Genomic DNA, 19,986 nt, shown 5'->3' with positions numbered 1-19,986 from the left:
AAGAAATGAAAAGATTATTCTCTATTCTGGCTTTGGCTGGATTAATGGTTTTAAATGCAACAACTGCTGATGCGGCTACGATTGAGGCAGTTACTGAAAATACTTCGGAGTTTGTTGCTTCTACAGATGATGCTTCTGCGGTAATCTTACAGGATGATACTGCTCAGGAAAGTAAATCTTTCCACCAAGTATTGAAAGAGCGTTTTATTGAAGGTGGTGCCGGATTTATGGGTATCGTTTTGTTATGTTTGATTTTAGGTTTAGCAGTTGCTATCGAAAGAATCATTTTCTTAAACTTAGCTACTACAAATACTCAAAAACTTTCCAAAAATGTTGAGGATGCTTTAGCATCTGGAGGTGTTGAAGCAGCTAAAGAAGTTTGTAGAAATACTAAAGGACCTGTTGCTTCTATTTTCTATCAAGGTTTAGATAGAGTTGACGAAGGAATTGAGTCTGCAGAAAAAGCTGTAGTTGCTTACGGTGGAGTTCAAATGGGTCAACTGGAGAAAAACATTTCTTGGCTTTCTTTATTCATCGCTATTGCACCGATGCTTGGATTCATGGGTACGGTAATCGGGATGATTCAGGCATTTGATAAGATTAGTGCTGCCGGTGGATTAGATGCATCTCTTATTGCAGGTGATATTAAAGTAGCATTATTAACAACTGTATTCGGTCTTGTTGTGGCAATTATACTTCAGATCTTCTACAACTATATTATCGCAAAAATGGATAGTATAGTAAATGATATGGAAGACGCTTCCATTACATTAGTAGATTTATTGGTAGACCACAAAAAATAATTAAAGACGATATAGTATTATGCAAAAAATAGTTAAAATAGCAGTAATAGCACTGGGTGTCCTTGGGATTATCCTTTGGTTCCTGTTGCTAGGTTCTGTAGATCCTTATACAGATCTTATGATCAACATTGCCAAGTTCCTTGTGATCATTGCTGCTGCCATAGTATTGATTTTTACATTTAAAAATCTAATCTCGCATCCCGATAAACTTAAGAAGGCTTTGATAGCTATCGTTGGATTCTTAATTGTTGTAGCGATAGGATATGCATTGTCTAACGGGGAAGCAACAGATACCACTTCAGCTTCGGCTTCTAAGTGGGTGGGAACAGGATTGTATACTTTTTACATTCTTACTTTTATAGCAGCAGGAGCGATGATCCTGTCTGGAATTAAGAAAATCTTTAAGTAATAATTTATGGCTAAGAGAACAATACCGGAAGTAAATGCAGGGTCTATGGCAGATATTGCCTTCCTTCTGCTTATTTTCTTCCTGGTAACGACAACGATCGAGACAGATGCCGGATTAGACCGTAAACTACCTCCTAACGAACCGCCAGAAGATAATGTGGTAATTAAGGAGAAGAATATCTTTACCGTTGTTGTTAATAAGAACAATCAGTTATTGGTAGAGGATCAGCTTACAGAATTAAAGGACCTTCGTGCGGCTGCAGTTGCCTTTTTGGACAACGGTGGTGGAGTAGGTGATGAGGCATGTAACTGGTGTCAAGGTGCCAGAGATCCCGAATCATCCGATAATCCTGATAAAGCGATCATTTCATTGCAGAATGACAGAGAAACTTCCTATAGTACATATATAGCTGTTCAGAACGAATTGGTAGCAGCTTATAATGAGCTTAGGAACAGAGAATCCAATAAGATCTTTAATATGGACTTTACAGAAATGGACAGGCTATATAAAGACCCTAAAACCGATTCTGCACTGAAAGATGATTTGAGACCAAAGATCGAAAGAATTCAGAAGATGTTTCCTCAGAAACTATCTGAGGCGGAGCCAAAAAGTAACTAATAATTTAATACGATTATTATGTCAAAATTTACAAAGAAAAAAAGTGGTGAATTGCCACCGGTGTCTACAGCATCTTTACCGGATATCGTATTTATGTTACTGTTCTTCTTTATGACTGTTACAGTAATGAAAGATAGTTCACTTTTGGTACAGAATGAATTACCATTTGCAGATCAGATCCAGAAACTGGATAAGAAAGACAGGGTAATTTACATATATGCAGGAAAACCCAGTGAAAGATATCAGTCAACTTATGGAACTTCAGCTAAAATTCAGCTGAATGACAAACTGGTTGATGTTTCGGCGGTAGCTCCTTATATCTTACAGGAGCGTTCTAAAAAGAGACAGGAATTACAGGATCTGTTAACTACTGCTCTTAAGGTTGATGCCGATACTAATATGGGACTTATTTCCGATATTAAACAAGAGTTGAGAAAGGTAAATGCATTAAAAATAAACTACACCACAAGACAGGGTGATTCGTTTAGAAATTTGCAGTAGAATATTCTTTAAACTATATATAAAAAAGGCTCCGAAATACGGAGCCTTTTTTATTTTAGCATACTAAGTTGTGCTTTCTTCTGTTATATTTGTTGAAACTTGGTTCGTTATGAGATTTTACCTTCCTTTTCTCTTTGTCTTTATTCCGTTTTTAAGCCTTGCACAAGATACATCTTCGGGAACAGCTGAGGTGAATAACAGATATCTGGAAGATCAGTTTTATGTTGGGATTACGTATAATTTATTGTTGAACAGACCCAGCGGAGTTTCGCAAAGCAATCTGCCATATGGCCTTCAGTTAGGATATATTAAAGATATCCCAATTAACGCAGAGCGCAACATAGGATTCGGTATCGGACTGGGATATAATTTTAATTCGTATTCCAGTAATCTACAGGCTATAGAGGAAAACGGAGAGATCAGTTATCAGCTTATAGCAGATGATGTTCAGTTTAACAGGAACAAGCTTATAACCCATATGGTGGAAGTACCCATAGAATTCAGATGGCGTACCTCTTCTCCCGAGAATTACAAATTCTGGAGAGTGTATGGAGGAGTTCGCCTGGGCTATGTTTTTGCCAACAGCTCCAAGTTTATTTCCGATGCGGAGCGTCTTCGTTTTTCCAATGACGATCTCGAGAGATTTCAATACGACCTCTACTTTAGTTTTGGATATAATACATGGAACTTTTATGCTTCTTACGCACTCAATAATGTATTTAAGAATGATGTGGTAACGGTAGATGGAGAACGAATTGAAATGCGTTCCCTGAAGATAGGTCTTATCTTCTATATTCTATAACCAGTTATTAAAGACTATAAACTGAGGAACAGCTCCTATAAAAAAACCGAGCAGCAATTCCTTATTGTCATGAGCCTTTAAATAAAGCCGTGAACTGGCTACCAATCCGATGGAAAATACCAGCAGCGCCAGGGCGAAAGTGATGTTAACCTCATAGTGAAAACTCAGTCCGATCACAAAAAGGGTCAGGCCCGAGATCCCCATCATGTGCATACTGGCCTTAAAGCGAAAGAATACTAGCACCAGACAGGCAATTAGAGAGCCCAGGATGCCCACAAAATAAAAATATAGCTCAAGGGCAAAGATCGGTGAAACTACGCCGTAAATCACCATAAAAATGAGAAATATGTAAATATAAAGAGGGATCTTCCGCTCCGATACTTCTTTGAGATAGATACTGGATACCCATCCTATATTTCTGAGGAGGTAAAAGAAAACAATAGGAATAAGTAAAGTTAAAATAGATACCCTGAGTATCACCGATTGCCATTCCTCCGGCGGATGGAATTTAGGTGAAATAGTGTAATAGATCACAGCTCCGGCCAGGGGTAAGAACAGCGGGTGAAAAAGATAGCTGATAAACTTAAAAAAGACCTTCATTAAATTTGTTTTCTTAATCGGGCTACCGGAATTTCCAGTTGTTCCCTGTATTTGGCTACGGTTCTCCTGGCAATCGGATAGCCTTTTTCCTTTAAAATGGAAGCCAATTTATCATCGGTTAAGGGTTTTCTTTTATCTTCTTCTTCTATAACGGTCTCCAGTATTTTTTTGATCTCCCGGGTGGATACATCTTCTCCCTGTTCATTCTTCATCGCCTCAGAAAAGAAATCCTTGATCAGTTTGGTACCGTAAGGAGTATCGACGTACTTACTGTTTGCCACACGGGAAACCGTAGATACATCCATATCTATCTGATCGGCAATGTCCTTCAGGATCATGGGTTTGAGCTTACGTTCGTCTCCGGTTAAAAAATACTCTGCCTGATAATGCATTATGGCATTCATGGTAATATAAAGCGTCTGCTGCCGTTGCTTTATGGCGTCGATAAACCACTTGGCTGCATCCAGTTTTTGCTTGATAAAAAGGATGGCGTCCTTTTGTGATTTCGATTTGTCTTTGGCTACTTTGTAACCTTCCAGCATATTGTTGTACTCCCTGCTTACGTGTAGCTCCGGAGCATTTCTTCCGTTCAGGGTGAGTTCCAGTTTTCCTTCGTTAATGCGAATGGTAAAATCGGGAACAATATGCTCTACGATCTTATTATTTCCGGAATAGGAGCCTCCCGGTTTTGGGTTTAATTTCTCTATCTCGTGAATTGCTTCCTTGAGCTCTTCCTCGCCAACCCCGTGCTTTTGCGCGAGTTTCTGATAGTGCTTTTTGGTAAAGTGATCAAAGGATTTACTCAGGATATCGAGGGCCAGTTCTGTTGACGGACTGGCACTTTTTCTTTCGAGTTGGATCAGCAGACATTCCTGAAGATCCCTGGCACCCACACCGGCAGGATCGAGTTCATGAACAAGCTCCAATACCTTTTCAATACGTTCCTCATCGGCATAAATATTTTGGGTAAAAGCCAGATCGTCCATAATATCGGTCAGGGAACGGCGTATATATCCGCTCTCATCTATACTTCCTACGAGGAATTCGGCAATCCCTCTTTCTTCTTCATTCAGGCGGAAAGTGTTAAGCTGATTGACAAGATGCTGATGGAAGGAAGTACCGGAAGCATAGGGCACTGTTTTTTCCTCATCATCACTGCTGTAATTATTAGATTGCAGACGGTAGTCGGGTACCTCGTCATCACTCAGATATTCATCTACGTTTATATCATCGGCTTCTATGGTCTCGTTACCGAAATCGTCTTCAAAAGAATTATCAAAATCATCATCAGAACTCAACACCTCTTCCTTCCCGCTTTCCAAAGCAGGATTTTCCTCAAGCTCTTGTTTTAAACGTTGTTCAAAGGCTTGAGTAGGCAGCTGTATCAGTTTCATCAACTGGATCTGCTGCGGAGATAACTTTTGAGATAATTTAAATTGTAACTGTTGTTTAAGCATAAATGCCCGGCAAATTTTTTTGTTATATAGCAAAAATAAACAAATTCGGCTAAGGCCGTTATCGTAATCCTACGATTTGTTATACCAATCAGAAAAGGAGCTGTAAAGAAGGAAGGGGGAGATGAAAAAAACAGGGGCCGCCTGAAAAAACATCATCCACAACAATCTAATCTTCAAACCGTATAAAACGGTATCTGACTATATGATATTTTTTGAGCGGCCCCTTTAAATGAAACTAACTAAACTTAATTCATAAGCTCTATAAAAGTTTTTGAGCATATATCTCCATAGGCGACCTTGGTATACATTTCCACGGCCTCCTGTATGGTCATTCCATTCAGAATGGAGAAAGCTTCCTTATCCATCCTAAGTTGCGCATAAAGTTGTTCAATATAGTTTGCGGAAAGGCAATCGAAAGGAAATATCTCTGTGCTCTTTTTATACCAGAGAGCGTTGGAGAACATATCCATCAGAACCATTACAGGTTCGGAGTTGCCAATTTCTTCCGTAGGGGTAATTAAACAAATTGCTTTTAACCTGGAGGATTGGGAAAAATTGAGGGGTATAATGGCCATGCTAAAAAAGTTTTACTGGTTACTAAAATGTTAATGTGTTGAGTCGAGAGTTTGTTACTGTAAATGTATGAGGGAGTAGAGGTAAAAAACAAGTCTTATTACTCGGAATTTATGAATTTATAGTAATTGTCTCTCGTTTTTATCATTGATTTATAGGGGTTTATAGTAATTCTCTAAAAAAACGCCTGTGTAGACTTATTTTTTTAAAAAAAGACCTTTCGGAGCGAAAAAATTGCTTTTCGATCCGGGTTTTTAACAAACTTTCTGTGGTATATTAGTGTGAAAACACATACTTTAGTTACACAAGAATTCACTATGCGTTTTTTTATTACCCCTGTTTTTTTAATTGCTTTTCTTTTTACTACTAATTTTTCGTTTTCTCAGGAAAGAAGCCAGCAGCAAATTATAGATTCTCTGAAGAAGTTAAGTTATGAAGAACTTTATAATTCTTTTCAAGAATACCTTGGTGATTCCATCAAGGCAAAACCATATGCTTTGGCTTATCAAATTAAAGGAAAGGAAACAAATGATCTTGGAAGAATTGCTGATTCGTATACCCAATTAATCTACATTTCTGAAGATTTGAATGTTAACTTAAAATATGCGGATAGTATTATAATGTTTACAAAAGATATAAAACATAAAATTTATCCGGCTGAAGGTTATATAAGTAAGGCTATTCAATTGTACAACATTGGAAACTATGTGGATGCCTTAGAGAACTTTTTAGAGGCAAGAAGGTTGTCAAATGGTAATAATAATATTGAACAGTTAACCAGAATTAAACTGGCTATTGCAGCACTTAAAGATTTTGGCGGTAGGGAAAGTGAAGCATTGTTGATCCACAAAGAACTTTTAGAAGAACTAACAGAGAAGCCGGATTATAAGAAATTGTATGAAGACGATTATTTAAATTATACGTATAATTTATCATTGTCATATGTTTTAAATAAAAAACTGGATTCGGCCGATATCTTTATTAAAAGAATTATTGATGAAAGGTTTCAATTAAAAGATACTCTTAGTTATTATGATTTTGTAGCCACAAGTGGTTATAATGAATATTATAAGGGTAATTTGGACGGAGCCTCGGATAGCCTGGACAAAGCATTTCCATTTAGAAGAGATCAAAACTCCAGGATAAACTACTACCTGTATAAAGGAAGGATTGCCAGAGATCTTAATAATGTTGAAGAAGCCTTATCCCAGTTTGGGAAACTGGATTCTATTTATGAAATCCATAAAGATCCCATTCGTGCATTACCCGAAGTTTACAGGACCTTTATTAATTATTATAAGGAAAAAGGAGATACGGAAAACCAATTAAAATATATAGATAAACTCCTGGCAGCAGATAGTGTTCTGGATGCTAATTTTAACTTCCTGAATACCAATATTACCAAAGAATACGATATCCCTCAATTGGTTGCTGAAAAGGATAAACTAATTAAACATTGGCAGGACAAAAAAGTACAAAGTAATATAGGACTTGTGGTTTTAGGTTTATTACTCCTTCTTTCCGGAGGGTTATTCTTTTACTATTACCGAAAACAACGTATCTATAAAAGGAAATTCGGTTATCTGATGCAGGGAGCTGGGCAGAGGGATGAAATAACCGGTGCAAAAACCAAAACCGAGGGTCAGGGAATAACCGGTATATCGGAAGAACTTATTAAAAAGATCATCGGTGGGTTAAATGCTTTTGAGCAACAAAATGAATTCCTTGACCCATCCATTACCTTAAATAGCTTATCCAAAAAACTACATACGAATTCCAATTATTTATCCAAAGTCATCAACCACTACGAACAAAAGAACTTTAGCAATTATATTAATGACTTACGTATAGATTATACAGTAGAACAGCTAAAGACCAATAAGCAATTCCGTTTGTACTCGGTAAAAGGAATAGCGGAAGAAGTAGGTTTTAACAGTACGGAGTCTTTTTCTAAAGCCTTCTTTAAACGCACTGGGATTTATCCTTCTTATTTTATTAAAAAACTTGAAAATTTAAACGGAATTTGAATGATGATGAGGCTCAACAAAGTTATTTCCTTTCTCTTTTTTGTTGTTTTCTCAAACTCTGTAGCTTCTCAAAATAACCATGAGAGTTATATAGAGCCTGATAGTTTGAAAGGAATGGGCTCTCAGGAATTGACAGATTTATTTTATGCAAATTCTTCAATGCCAGAGAAGGCGATGATTTATGTTGATGCTTATAAGTATAGAGCAAAAAGAGATAATGATACAATAAAAATTGCCAATGGATTTTATTTTATGTACTGGTTAAATGATAATAATGAATTTGGCCTGAGTTATTTGGACAGTATTACAAATCTAACGGAAAGAGTAAAAGACAAATTTTACCCTACAGCTGGATACCATTTAAAAGGAGATTATTTCTTTAATAAAGGTGATTTTGATCAATCATTGCAGAATTATTTAAAAGCATATAACTCTATTTCTGAATACACAAATATTAGATTAAAATATAACGTGAAGCGTTCTATTGCCTTATTACAAAGCAGAATTGGAAACTACGAGGAAGCATTAATGGCATTTAAAGAATGTTTTGATTTTTATGTAGAGAAAAATTATAAAGAAGAGGCAAGTGAGATTTTTCTAGGAGTTCTATTTTCTTTAGCAGAAACCTATGTGAGAAATAATAAATTGGATTCTGCTAGTTATTATAACGCTATGGGGTATAGAGAATCTGTTCTGGCTAAAAATAACCTTATGAGAGATTATTTTGTATTGGGAGAAGGTGTCAACCAGTTCCATAAACAAAATTATAGAGCTGCGATAGATAGTATTAATGTAGCTTTGAATAATTCAAAAAATGAGATTGACATTAGTAACCTGGCCTTTGCACATTTTTATTTAGGAAAAGCATATGATAAGTTAAGGGATAAAAGAAAATCTATCGATTATTTTCTGCATGTAGATTCAATTTATACCAAGATCCCGGATTTGGAACCGGAATTTAGAGAGGTTTATGTGAAGCTAATAGGGTATTATAAGTCAATAAAGAATACTGAAAAGCAATTGGAATTTGTAAATAAATTAATATTAAAAGACAGTATTCTAAATCACAATTTCAAATACTTAAGCAAGAACATATATAAGGAATATGATACACCGGAACTTATAGCGGATAAAGAAAAACTTATCTGGAATTTGGAGAAGAAGAATGAAAAGAACATTTATAAAAATCTTATTTTATCATTTTTCTTGGTTGTGCTTACCGGGATGAGCGTATATCTTTTTATACGACAACGGAAATTCCGAAAGCGTTTTGAAAAATTGATGAATAGTAATTCTCAATTGAGTTTTAAAGGGGATGCACAGGTCATCGATAAGAAGAAAAAACAAGAACCACTGTCTACAAAAATAGGTGTTTCCGACACTGTTGTTGCTGCTATATTAGAAGGTTTAAATGATTTTGTGGAAAAAGAAAAGTATCTGGATAATACTATTACATTAAATAAACTATCTAAGAATTTGAAGACAAACTCCAACTACCTTTCCAAAGTCATTAACTACTATGAACAAAAGAACTTCAGCAATTATATTAATGACTTACGTATAGATTATACGGTGGAGCAGCTAAAGACCAATAAACAATTCCGTTTGTATTCTGTAAAGGGAATAGCCGAAGAAGTGGGCTTTAACAGTACGGAATCTTTTTCAAAAGCCTTCTTTAAACGTACCGGGATTTATCCTTCATATTTTATCAAGCAGTTGGAGAAACAGTAGAGTTAAGATGAAATTTTAAGATCTATAATATTGGAATATGTTTGAATAATTACAAAACTTTCATAATGCGTTTTTTTATTACCCCTGTTTTTATAATTGTTTTTCTTTTTACTATTAAATTTTCGTTTTCTCAGGAAAGAAGTCAACAGGAAATTATAGATTCTCTAAAGCAAAAATCCTATGATGAACTAAAATTGTTATATAACAATAATATTTATGATACCTTAAATGCTTTTTTATATTCAAGCGCATATCTAGAGAAAGCAAAAAATGATAAGGATACAATTCATACGGCAAATGCGTATATGCAATTAGGAGACATCTCTAAATTTGAGATAGGTATGAAATATGCTGATAGTGTTCTTCTAATTACGTCAAATATAAATACCAAATCATATCCAGCAAGAGGATATATTTTGAAATCATATCTTCAATATAACGCTGGAGATTATATTAATTCATTTAAAAATCTAATAATAGTAAATAACTATGCATTGGAAAATAACAATTCTTGGCAAATCAATTATGTGAAACAATCCATGGCAGCTATTAAAAATGTTATTGGCCAGCATGCAAGTTCATTAGAAAGCCATAAAAAGATATATTATTTATTAGAGGCAAATAAAAACAAAAACTCTTCGACCTTTTTTGAGTATATGGATGCATTGCATAATGTTTCAAGTACTTATATCAATTTAAAAAAAACTGATTCAGCAGAATATTTTATAAATAAAGGGATTGTAGAATGTATAAGATATAAAGACACTTTAAATTACTATAGGTTAATAAGTACAAGTGCTTATAATGAATATTTTAAGGGAAATTATAAAGCTGCTATAGACAGTTTGGATAAAGCTTTTCCGTATAATGATGATCAAAATGCGAGAATTAATTATTACTTATATAAAGGAAGGATTGCCAGAGATCTTAATAATACTGAAGAAGCCATATCTCATTTTAAGAAACTGGATTCTATTTATGAGATCCATAAAGATCCCATTCGTGCGTTACCCGAAGTTTACAGAACCTTTATTGATTATTATAAAGAAAAAGGAGACATGGGAAATCAGTTAATATATTTGGACAAATTGATTGCAGCAGATAGTGTTCTGGATGCTAATTTTAACTTCCTGAACACCAATATTACCAAGGAGTACGATATACCCCAATTGGTTGCTGAAAAGGATAAACTAATTGAACATTTGCAGAACAAAAAAGTGCAAAGTAATATAGGCCTCGTGGTTTTAGGTTTATTACTCCTTCTTTCCGGAGGATTGTTCTTTTACTACTACCGAAAACAACGTACCTATAAAAGGAGATTTGGTTACCTGATGCAAGGAGCTCGGCAGAGAGGTAAAATAACCGATGCAAAAACCAAAACCGAGAATCAGGGAATAACCGGTATATCGGAAGAGCTTATTAAAAAGATCATCGGTGGATTAAATGCTTTTGAGCAACAAAATGAATTCCTTGATCCGTCTATTACTTTAAACAGCTTATCCAAAAAACTATATACCAATTCCAATTGTTTATCTAAAGTCATCAACCACTATGAGCAGAAAAACTTTAGCAATTATATTAATGACTTACGAATAGATTATGCCGTGGAGCAGCTTAAAACAAACAAACAGTTTCGTTTATATTCTGTAAAAGGAATAGCAGAAGAAGTAGGCTTTAACAGTACGGAGTCTTTTTCAAAAGCCTTCTTTAAACGTACCGGGATCCATCCTTCGTATTTTATTAAACGATTAGAAAAAGAATCAATCTAAGGATGATATTTTTAAAAAAATTAATATTCATTATTGTTTTTGTTTTTTCAAACCATTCTTTTTATGGTCAGGAGATCCAGGATTCATTGTTAAATAAAAATTATAAGGAACTAAGAGAGGGATATTGGGAAGCCTTTCCGGATTCTATAAAATGTGCAAAATATGCTAATACATATTTATACAAAGCAAAAAAGGCCAGGGATACTATTAAAATTGCAAGGGGGTACCAATGGTTTAATATGTTGACAAATGATTATGTAGAAAAGAAATATGCGGACAGTATAATCCTGATAACAAAAAATATTAAAGATCACCCGGTTTATCCTGCCATTGCTTTTCATTCAAGAGGAGTTTTTCTTTATAATACCGGAAGTTATGAAGCTGCATTAAATGACTTTTTAATAGCAAGGGAGTATGCAGAAAATAATAATAACTTATATCTGTTTTTTAGTATTCGCGGTGCAATTGCTGCATTAAAAAGTAAAATGGGGAAAGACCAGGAAGCGTTAGATATACATAAACAAGAATTAAAAGATGTAGGGAGATGGAAAGTTAGTGATATAGAAAAAGCGAGTGAGATCGATGAAAACACAGATTATATTGGTACGTTATTAAACATTTCGTTGAGTTATATCAAGTTGAGTAAATTGGATTCAGCAGACATTTTTCTCAAAAGAGGAATTAAAGAAAGTTTGAAATTGAATGATACTTTAAGTTATTACAGTTTTGTCTCTTCAAGTGGGTATAATGAATATTTTAAAGGAAATTATAGGGCAGCTTCGGATAGCCTGGATAAAGCTTTTCCATTTGATGATGATCAAAATGCGAGAATTAATTATTACTTATATAAAGGAAAAATAGCCAGAGATCTGAACAATGTAGAAGAGGCAATATCCCATTTCGAAAAACTGGATTCTATATATGAAGTTTATAAAGATCCTGTTCGCGAGTTACCGGAAGTGTACAAGACCTTTATTAATTATTATAAAGAAAAAGGAGATACGGAAAACCAGTTAAAATATTTGGACAAATTGATTGCAGCAGACAGTGTTCTGGATGCCAATTTTTACTACTTGAATACCAATATCACCAAAGAATATGATATTCCGCAACTGACCGCTGAGAAGGATAAGTTGATAAGAAGTTTGCAAAGGAAAAAAACACGAAGTAAGAATGGGATAATAATCCTGAGTTTTTTGTTCCTGCTATTCGGAGGATTATTCTTTTACTATTATCGAAAACAGCGTATGTATAAAAAGAAATTTGGTTACCTGATGCAGGAATCAAGGAAAGAGGCTAAAAGTTTTCAGTTGACCGAAACAAAAATAAAAGTTGAGGACGAAGGAATAAAAGGAATATCTGAAGAACTCATTAAAAAGATTATAGGTGGGTTAAATGCCTTTGAACAAAAGAATGAATTCCTGGACCCATCCATTACTTTAAACAGCTTATCCAAAAAGCTACATACGAATTCCAATTATTTATCCAAAGTAATAAACTACTACGAACAGAAAAACTTTAGCAATTATATTAATGGTTTACGAATAGATTATACCGTAGAGCAGTTTAAAGCTAACAAACAATTCCGTTTATACTCTGTAAAGGGAATAGCCGAAGAAGTGGGCTTTAAGAGTACGGAGTCTTTTTCAAAAGCCTTCTTTAAACGTACCGGGATCTATCCTTCTTATTTTATAAAGCAATTAATGAAAGGATGATGGTAATTTGTGAAAAAGACTATATTTAACGATTGAATTTAAATGAAGATGAAACGCGTTGGAAACATACTGGTTTGCCTGTGTTTTTTAATAGTAAATATTGGCTTTAGCCAGATTAAAATCCAGAATAAAGCATCAGACTCTTTGTTGGCCAAGGGTTATGAAGAACTTTTGGAAAAATACCATTATTTTAGATATGAGGATGCCACTAAGGCTCATGATTATATCACCGCATATTTATATAAAGCCAAAAAAAACAATGATTCTTTAAAAATAGCTGCAGGATTTCATTGGTTGGGGCGTATTTCAGATCCTGAAAAAGAACAACAGTATGCCGATAGTATTATATTGGTTACGAGAAATAAACAAAATGAAAGATACCCGGCAGTAGGATATGCTAATAAGGGATATTGGGCCTATTATTTCGGAGCTTATAACAAAGCATTGGATTTTTATTTAAAAGCATATGAATTCGCCGTTAAAAATGAGAATTTAAAAATCCAACGGGAAATAAAGCATAATTTGGCTTCACTTAGAACAGTATGCGGTTTTTATGAAGAAGCTCATCAATTACACTTGGAAGATCTTGAGTTTATTGAATCTCAGACGGATTATAAGATAAAGGACAGAGTAAATTATCTTGCGGCGATATCTAATTTATCTTCTTCTTTTATTCAATTAAAAAAACTGGATTCTGCGGATATTTATATCAAAAAAGGAATATTGGAAAGCATAGCGTTAGAGGATTCCCTGAGATATTATGATTTTGTGAGTACCAGTGGCTATAATGAATATTATAAAGGAAATTATAAAGCTGCTTTGGATAGTCTAAATAAGGCTTTTTTGGTTATGGCTGATCAAAATTCCAGGATCAATCACTACCTGTATAAAGGAAGAATAGCCAAAGATCTGAACAATATAGAAGAAGCGATATCTCATTTTCAGAAATTGGATTCTATATATGAAGTTTATAAAGATCCTGTTCGTGAGCTAACTGAAGTGTACCAAACCTTTATTAATTATTATAAAGAAAAAGGGGATGTTGAAAATCAATTAAAATACGTAGACAAACTCTTAACCGTAGATAGTATTCTGGATGCTAACTTTACTTATTTAAGCACTAATATTACGAAGAAATACGATATTCCACAAATTGTTTCTCAAAAAGAAACTTTGATCGGCAGATTAGAAAAAGAGAAAGAGCAAAATTATATTAAAATAGGTGTTTTGGGTGTTTTACTCCTTGTTTCCGGTAGCTTGTTTTATTATTATTACCGGAAACAGCGAGCTTTTAAGAGAAAATTTGGTTATCTGATGAATGACCAAAAGAGTGGCGTGAAAACCTTTGTTTCGGATGAGGTTAAAACCAAGCCGCTAGGTATAACAGGTATATCTGAAGAGATCATTAAAAAGATAATAGATAGACTTAGGGATTTTGAGCAGCAAAATAAATTCCTGGACCCTTCACTTACCTTAAACAGTATGTCCAAAAAGCTACATACCAATTCCAATTATTTATCCAAAATTATAAATCACTACGAACAGAAAAACTTCAGTAATTACATTAACGACCTGAGAATAGATTATACAGTAGAACAATTAAAGACCAACAGGCAATTTCGTTTGTACTCTATAAAGGGAATAGCAGAAGAAATAGGCTTTAATAATGCAGAATCCTTTTCTAAAGCTTTTTATAAACGAACCGGTATTTACCCTTCATATTTTGTAAAGGAATTAGAGAAACAAATCATTACAAAATGAGTATTGTAAAGTTTTGCAAATTCATTTGCGTTTTTCTTGTTTTCAGTCAAATATGCTTGGCACAGAATAAAAGAAAAGATAAAATTCTTGATTCTCTCAAAAAACTGAGTTATAAGGAAATTTATAGCTCTCAATTAAAATTTGAAAATAAGCCTTCGATAGCTATTATCTACTCTCAAGCCTACCTGGAAAAAGGAAAAGAAGAGAATGATACTATAAGAATAGCAAATGCATATACCCAATTTATCTTGTTATTAGATTTTGATATTGGAGTTCGATATGCTGACAGTATAATTAATTTAACTGGTAAAATTAAACATAAGCTGTATCCGGGAGATGGTTATCTTCTCAAGGGAACTCTGCTATATTACCTGGGAAACTATAGTGCATCATTAGAAAACCTTTTAATTGCACAAAAGTATGCTGATATAAACAACAATGAAAAGCAATTGTTAACTGTTAAGGAAGCTATAGGCCAATTAAAGAGTATTTCAGGTAATTTTTTGGAAAGCCTGGCAATTTCAAAAGAGATATTAGACATAATTCAAAAAAGGAATGATACTGATGATTATAAAGAAGATTACCTTAGAACATTAAATAATTTATCTTTAAATTATTTGTCATTAAATGAGCCTGATTCTGCATTAACGATTATCAACAAAGGAATTTTAAAAAGTTTAGAATTTAAGGACACTCTTAGTTATTATGATTTCGTAGCTAATAGTGGGGTTGGGATGTATTTAAAAAAAGAATATGATAAGGCAAACGATAGTTTGGATAAAGCTTTTCCGTTCGATGAAGATCAAAACTCCAGAATAAACTACTATTTGTACAAAGGAAGAATAGCCAGGAATACCGGTGATATTGAAAATGCAATTGTTAATTTTGAGAGATTAGATTCCATTTATGAGTTACATCAAGACCCGGTACGGGAGTTACCGGAAGTTTACTGGACTTTTGTTAATTACTACAGAGAAAAGGGAGATACCCAAAGCCAGTTAAAATATATAGATAAGCTCCTTACAGCAGATAGTGTAATAGACGCTAATTTTAATTACCTGAATACCAATATTGCTAAAGAATACGATATCCCTCAATTGACTGCGGAGAAAGATGAATTGATAAGAAGTTTGCAAACGAAAAAAGCACAAAGTAATAATGGGATAGTAATTTTGAGTTTACTGTTCCTGCTGTTCGGAGGATTATTCTTTTACTATTATCGAAAACAACGTATCTATAAAAGGAAATTCGGTTACCTGATGCAGGAAGGTAAAATAGCGGATGCAAAAGCCAAATCGGCGAATCAGAGGATAAATGGTATATCGGAAGAACTCATTAGAAGGATCGTCGATGGGTTAAAAGCCTTTGAACAAAAGAATGAATTCCTTGATCCATCCATTACATTAAACAGCTTATCCAAAAAGCTACATACGAATTCCAATTATTTGTCCAAAGTCATCAACCACTACGAACAAAAGAACTTCAGTAATTATATTAATGACTTACGTATAGATTATACAGTAGAGCAACTAAAGACCAACAAGCAATTCCGTTTATATTCGGTAAAAGGAATAGCCGAAGAGGTGGGTTTTAACAGTACCGAATCTTTTTCAAAAGCCTTCTTTAAACGTACCGGGATTTACCCTTCATATTTTATCAGGCAATTGAGAAAACAACAGGCCTGAAATAAAATTTCTTAAAGTAAAATATCTTATTCCCGACTAATTCCAAAACACATATTATGCGTTTTCGTATTACCCCCGTTTTTTTAATTCTTTTTCTTTTTGATAACTCTCCTTTGTTTTCTCAGGAAAGAAGCCAACAAGGAATTATAGATTCTCTTAAGAAGTTAAACTATACAGAGATTTATGCAGCCTATTTAAAATTTGAAAGCGATTCTTCTAAAGCGGTTGTTTTTGCACAAGCTTATTTGGAGAAAGGAAAAGAAAACAATGACACTATACGAATAGCAAATGCATATACTCAGCTTGGTGCTATTTCAAACCCGAAGATTGGAATTCAGTATGCTGATAGTATAATTTCTCTAACAAGAGAGATTAAACACAATTCATATCCAGGAGATGCTTTCTATATTAAAGGGGTTCGCCAATATCAGCTAGGATATTACAGAGAATCACTTAAGAATTTGCTAATTGCTATTGACTATGCTGTTGAAAATGATGATTCTGCCAGACTACTATTAATTGAAAATTCAATAGCAGCTTTAAAATCCTTTTTGGGCGACCATAAAGATACTATTCTTCGATATAAAAAACTCTTAAAATCTTTAGAGGACCCTAAAAATATCCCATATGATAATAAAGATCATACGTATTATTTGATCACATTAGGAAATATATCTTCTAATTATATTAACCTTAGAAATATCGATTCAGCCACTGCATATATTGTAAAAGGAATAAGTGAGAGTTTAAAGTTGAAGGATACATTTGAATATTACAAATTTGTAAGTTTAAGTGGTTATAATGAGTACTACAAGGGTAATCATAAAGCCGCCGTAGATAGTTTAGACAAAGCATTTTTTAATGATGACGGTCAGAATTCCAGAATAAATTACTATTTGTATAAAGGAAGAATTGCCAGAGATTTGAACAATAAAGAAGAAGCTATATCCCATTTCAAGAAACTGGATTCTATATATGAAATCCATAAAGATCCTGTTCGTGAATTACCGGAAGTCTATCAGGCATTTATTGATTATTATAAAGAAAAAGGAGATACAGAAAACCAGTTAAAATATATAGATAAACTCCTGGCAGCAGATAGCATTCTGGATGCCAATTTTATTTACCTGAGTTCCAATATTACTAAAGAATACGATATCCCTCAATTGACTGCCGAGAAGGATAAATTGATAAGAAGTCTGCAAACAAAAAAAACACAAAGTAATAATGGGATAGTAATTTTGAGTTTGCTATTCCTGCTTTCGGGTAGTTTGTTTCTTTACTATTACCGAAAACAACATATCTATAAAAAGAAATTCGGTTACCTGATGCAGGGAACTGAGCAGGGGGATAAAATAATTGATGTAAAAACCAAAACCGAGGAGCAGGGGATAAAGGACATATCGGAAGAACTTATTAAAAAGATTATTGGTGGGTTAAATGCTTTTGAGCAACAAAACGAATTCCTGGATCCATCCATTTCCTTAAACAGTTTATCTAAAAAACTACATACCAATTCCAATTATTTGTCCAAAGTCATCAACCACTACGAACAAAAGAATTTCAGTAATTATATTAATGACTTACGTATAGATTATACGGTAGAGCAGTTAAAAACCAATAAGCAATTCCGTTTGTATTCTGTAAAAGGGATAGCCGAAGAAGTGGGCTTTAACAGTACGGAATCTTTTTCAAAAGCTTTCTTTAAGCGCACAGGTATTTATCCTTCGTATTTTATCAAGCAGTTGGAGAAAGGTTTGTCTATAAAATAAAAAAACCATCCTTTTCAGATGGCCCTTCTTTATAAAATATGTTTTCTTAAAACTCCGCACTCTGAGGTGTTCTCGGAAATGGAATTACATCACGTATGTTCGTCATTCCTGTAGTAAACTGCACCAGGCGCTCAAAACCAAGTCCGAAACCACTGTGTACCGCTGTTCCGAATTTTCTCAGGTCCAGATACCACCACAGTTCTTCTTCATCTATATCCAGTTCCTGGATCTTTTTCAGAAGTACATCATAACGCTCTTCACGCTGAGAACCTCCTACGATCTCTCCGATACCAGGGAAAAGGATATCCATAGCCCGAACCGTTTTTTCATCCTCATTTAATCGCATATAGAACGCCTTGATATCTGCCGGATAATCAAAGAGGATTACCGGGCATTTAAAGTGTTTTTCCACAAGATAACGCTCGTGCTCACTCTGAAGGTCAGCACCCCAGTCTTCTATAACATACTGGAACTTCTTTTTCTTGTTTGGTTTGGACTGTTTTAATATATCAATCGCTTCCGTATAACTTACTCTCTTAAACTGATTGTCTACTACAAATCGCAGTTTCTCGATAAGCGACATTTCACTGCGTTCGTTCTGAGGCTTGGTCTTTTCTTCATCCAGCAATCGCTTTTCCAGGAAGGCCAGATCGTCCTGACAGTGCTCCAGTACATGCTTTAAAACCGACTTGATAAAATCCTCGGCAAGATCCATATTCCCGTTAAGGTCCAGGAAGGCCACCTCGGGTTCGATCATCCAGAACTCAGCCAGGTGTCTGGAAGTATTTGAATTCTCAGCCCTGAAAGTAGGTCCGAAAGTATAGGTTTTTCCCAGCGACATAGCAAAAGTCTCAGCTTCCAACTGTCCGGAAACCGTTAGATTGGTTTCCTTACCAAAGAAGTCTGCACCGTAATCTACCTCTCCTTCTTCTGTTAGCGGAGTGTTTTTCGGATCTAATGTACTAACGCGAAACATTTCTCCTGCACCCTCGGCATCAGAACCGGTAATGATAGGAGTGTTGGCATACACAAAGCCATTTTCCTGAAAATATTTATGAACGGCATAAGACAAAACAGAACGCACACGCATTACCGCTCCGAAAGTATTGGTACGCAGTCTTAAATGCGCTTTCTCTCTCAAAAACTCCAGGGAGTGTTTTTTAGGCTGGATCGGGTATTCTTCCGGATCGGAATCCCCCAGTATCTCCAGCTGACTCACCTGTATCTCTACTTTTTGCCCTTTTCCTTGGCTTTCTACAAGGGTTCCCTTTATTTCCAGGGAGGCACCGGTAGTGATCCTTTTTAAAGTTTGCTCGTCAAAATTCTCAAAATCAACCACACACTGAATATTGTGAAGAGTGGATCCGTCATTCAAAGCAATAAAGCGATTGCTTCTGAATGTTCTTACCCAACCTTTTACAATCACTTCCTGTAAAACCTTCCCATCGGAAAGCAGTTCCTTAACGTTGAATTCTGACATTTTGTTACGTATTTATAAATAAGCTGCAAAGATAGTCCTTTGAGATAAAATAGTGCTAATAAAATGAAAGCTTCTTATGCAAAAAAGCTATTACAAAATCCTGCTTACAAAAAATAGGGGAAAATCCCCCTTCTTTTGGATTTACTGTTTTTATAGCTTTGAAGTGCTATTAATCAATAAATTACTTGACTTTTTAAAAAAATTAAAGTCGTAGGTTTGGGGGAACCTTAAAGGCCTGCCCAGGAGATTGTTATTTCCGGCAGGCTTTTCTTTTTTTTGGACC

16 protein-coding genes are annotated in these 19,986 nt (G+C 34.6%); 12 read left to right on the top strand and 4 right to left on the bottom strand.

The window, feature by feature from the left end; genetic code table 11:
- Positions 1-5 precede the first annotated feature (5 nt).
- From GWK08_RS04745 to GWK08_RS04725, 5 genes are all read left to right on the top strand, one after another.
- Positions 6-803 carry a MotA/TolQ/ExbB proton channel family protein gene (locus GWK08_RS04745; protein WP_163605748.1) on the top strand — a complete coding sequence of 266 codons (798 nt, stop codon included), beginning with the start codon at positions 6-8 and terminating at the stop codon, positions 801-803.
- Between the two features lie 19 nt (positions 804-822).
- Positions 823-1,212, top strand: a complete 390-nt coding sequence (locus GWK08_RS04740) for a hypothetical protein (protein ID WP_163605747.1) — start codon at positions 823-825, stop codon at positions 1,210-1,212.
- Between the two features lie 6 nt (positions 1,213-1,218).
- Positions 1,219-1,830: an ExbD/TolR family protein gene (locus GWK08_RS04735; RefSeq protein ID WP_163605746.1), complete on the top strand. Its 612-nt coding sequence runs from the start codon at positions 1,219-1,221 to the stop codon at positions 1,828-1,830.
- 18 nt (positions 1,831-1,848) lie between these two features.
- The gene (locus GWK08_RS04730; RefSeq protein WP_163605745.1) at positions 1,849-2,331 is read left to right on the top strand and encodes an ExbD/TolR family protein; all 483 of its coding nucleotides are present in this window, start codon (positions 1,849-1,851) and stop codon (positions 2,329-2,331) included.
- Positions 2,332-2,440: 109 nt separating this feature from the next.
- The gene (locus tag GWK08_RS04725; RefSeq protein WP_163605744.1) at positions 2,441-3,133 is read left to right on the top strand and encodes a porin family protein; all 693 of its coding nucleotides are present in this window, start codon (positions 2,441-2,443) and stop codon (positions 3,131-3,133) included.
- On the opposite strand, the gene GWK08_RS04720 is transcribed toward GWK08_RS04725, so the two are convergent.
- The 3 genes from GWK08_RS04720 to GWK08_RS04710 form a co-directional block, all read right to left on the bottom strand.
- Complete coding sequence (locus tag GWK08_RS04720; protein ID WP_163605743.1) at positions 3,128-3,733, bottom strand: hypothetical protein; 606 nt, start codon at positions 3,731-3,733, stop codon at positions 3,128-3,130. The two genes, GWK08_RS04725 and GWK08_RS04720, sit on opposite strands and share 6 nt — an antisense overlap.
- The gene (rpoN, locus tag GWK08_RS04715) at positions 3,733-5,190 is read right to left on the bottom strand and encodes an RNA polymerase factor sigma-54 (protein ID WP_163605742.1); all 1,458 of its coding nucleotides are present in this window, start codon (positions 5,188-5,190) and stop codon (positions 3,733-3,735) included. Before rpoN ends, GWK08_RS04720 begins: the two co-directional genes overlap by 1 nt.
- A 245-nt stretch (positions 5,191-5,435) precedes the next feature.
- On the bottom strand, positions 5,436-5,765 hold the full coding sequence (locus GWK08_RS04710; protein ID WP_163605741.1) for a hypothetical protein: 330 nt from the start codon (positions 5,763-5,765) through the stop codon (positions 5,436-5,438).
- Between the two features lie 315 nt (positions 5,766-6,080).
- Here GWK08_RS04710 and GWK08_RS04705 point away from each other — a divergent pair, with 315 nt between their 5' ends.
- The 7 genes from GWK08_RS04705 to GWK08_RS04675 all read left to right on the top strand — a co-directional run bounded on the left by GWK08_RS04705 (position 6,081) and on the right by GWK08_RS04675 (position 18,223).
- Positions 6,081-7,790 (top strand): helix-turn-helix domain-containing protein, encoded by a 1,710-nt coding sequence (locus tag GWK08_RS04705; protein ID WP_163605740.1) that lies wholly within the window; start codon positions 6,081-6,083, stop codon positions 7,788-7,790.
- Positions 7,791-9,521 carry a helix-turn-helix domain-containing protein gene (locus GWK08_RS04700; RefSeq protein ID WP_163605739.1) on the top strand — a complete coding sequence of 577 codons (1,731 nt, stop codon included), beginning with the start codon at positions 7,791-7,793 and terminating at the stop codon, positions 9,519-9,521.
- Between the two features lie 65 nt (positions 9,522-9,586).
- Positions 9,587-11,290: a helix-turn-helix transcriptional regulator gene (locus GWK08_RS04695; RefSeq protein ID WP_163605738.1), complete on the top strand. Its 1,704-nt coding sequence runs from the start codon at positions 9,587-9,589 to the stop codon at positions 11,288-11,290.
- 2 nt (positions 11,291-11,292) lie between these two features.
- Positions 11,293-13,005: a helix-turn-helix domain-containing protein gene (locus GWK08_RS04690; protein WP_163605737.1), complete on the top strand. Its 1,713-nt coding sequence runs from the start codon at positions 11,293-11,295 to the stop codon at positions 13,003-13,005.
- A gap of 42 nt (positions 13,006-13,047) precedes the next feature.
- Positions 13,048-14,766: a helix-turn-helix domain-containing protein gene (locus tag GWK08_RS04685; protein WP_163605736.1), complete on the top strand. Its 1,719-nt coding sequence runs from the start codon at positions 13,048-13,050 to the stop codon at positions 14,764-14,766.
- A 56-nt stretch (positions 14,767-14,822) separates the two neighbouring features.
- Positions 14,823-16,451, top strand: a complete 1,629-nt coding sequence (locus GWK08_RS04680; RefSeq protein WP_163605735.1) for a helix-turn-helix domain-containing protein — start codon at positions 14,823-14,825, stop codon at positions 16,449-16,451.
- A 56-nt stretch (positions 16,452-16,507) separates the two neighbouring features.
- Entirely contained in the window at positions 16,508-18,223 is a 1,716-nt protein-coding gene (locus GWK08_RS04675) for a helix-turn-helix domain-containing protein (protein WP_163605734.1), read from the top strand.
- A 46-nt stretch (positions 18,224-18,269) separates the two neighbouring features.
- Here GWK08_RS04675 and asnS read toward each other — a convergent pair whose 3' ends face one another.
- Positions 18,270-19,703, bottom strand: coding sequence for an asparagine--tRNA ligase (asnS, locus tag GWK08_RS04670; RefSeq protein ID WP_163605733.1), 1,434 nt, complete (start codon positions 19,701-19,703; stop codon positions 18,270-18,272).
- Positions 19,704-19,986: the final 283 nt, after the last annotated feature.

Source organism: Leptobacterium flavescens, assembly GCF_010671605.1.
Classification (GTDB): Bacteria; Bacteroidota; Bacteroidia; order Flavobacteriales; family Flavobacteriaceae; genus Leptobacterium; species Leptobacterium flavescens.
This window is presented reverse-complemented; position numbering and strand designations above follow the sequence as displayed.

What these genes read in the sequence shown, in the direction of transcription:
- GWK08_RS04745 (WP_163605748.1), top strand. Translation starts at nt 6, where the DNA reads ATGAAAAGATTATTCTCTATTCTGGCTTTGGCTGGATTAATGGTTTTA.
- GWK08_RS04740 (WP_163605747.1), top strand. Translation starts at nt 823, where the DNA reads ATGCAAAAAATAGTTAAAATAGCAGTAATAGCACTGGGTGTCCTTGGG.
- GWK08_RS04735 (WP_163605746.1), top strand. Translation starts at nt 1,219, where the DNA reads ATGGCTAAGAGAACAATACCGGAAGTAAATGCAGGGTCTATGGCAGAT.
- GWK08_RS04730 (WP_163605745.1), top strand. Translation starts at nt 1,849, where the DNA reads ATGTCAAAATTTACAAAGAAAAAAAGTGGTGAATTGCCACCGGTGTCT.
- GWK08_RS04725 (WP_163605744.1), top strand. Translation starts at nt 2,441, where the DNA reads ATGAGATTTTACCTTCCTTTTCTCTTTGTCTTTATTCCGTTTTTAAGC.
- GWK08_RS04720 (WP_163605743.1), bottom strand. Translation starts at nt 3,733, where the DNA reads ATGAAGGTCTTTTTTAAGTTTATCAGCTATCTTTTTCACCCGCTGTTC.
- rpoN (WP_163605742.1), bottom strand. Translation starts at nt 5,190, where the DNA reads ATGCTTAAACAACAGTTACAATTTAAATTATCTCAAAAGTTATCTCCG.
- GWK08_RS04710 (WP_163605741.1), bottom strand. Translation starts at nt 5,765, where the DNA reads ATGGCCATTATACCCCTCAATTTTTCCCAATCCTCCAGGTTAAAAGCA.
- GWK08_RS04705 (WP_163605740.1), top strand. Translation starts at nt 6,081, where the DNA reads ATGCGTTTTTTTATTACCCCTGTTTTTTTAATTGCTTTTCTTTTTACT.
- GWK08_RS04700 (WP_163605739.1), top strand. Translation starts at nt 7,791, where the DNA reads ATGATGATGAGGCTCAACAAAGTTATTTCCTTTCTCTTTTTTGTTGTT.
- GWK08_RS04695 (WP_163605738.1), top strand. Translation starts at nt 9,587, where the DNA reads ATGCGTTTTTTTATTACCCCTGTTTTTATAATTGTTTTTCTTTTTACT.
- GWK08_RS04690 (WP_163605737.1), top strand. Translation starts at nt 11,293, where the DNA reads ATGATATTTTTAAAAAAATTAATATTCATTATTGTTTTTGTTTTTTCA.
- GWK08_RS04685 (WP_163605736.1), top strand. Translation starts at nt 13,048, where the DNA reads ATGAAGATGAAACGCGTTGGAAACATACTGGTTTGCCTGTGTTTTTTA.
- GWK08_RS04675 (WP_163605734.1), top strand. Translation starts at nt 16,508, where the DNA reads ATGCGTTTTCGTATTACCCCCGTTTTTTTAATTCTTTTTCTTTTTGAT.
- asnS (WP_163605733.1), bottom strand. Translation starts at nt 19,703, where the DNA reads ATGTCAGAATTCAACGTTAAGGAACTGCTTTCCGATGGGAAGGTTTTA.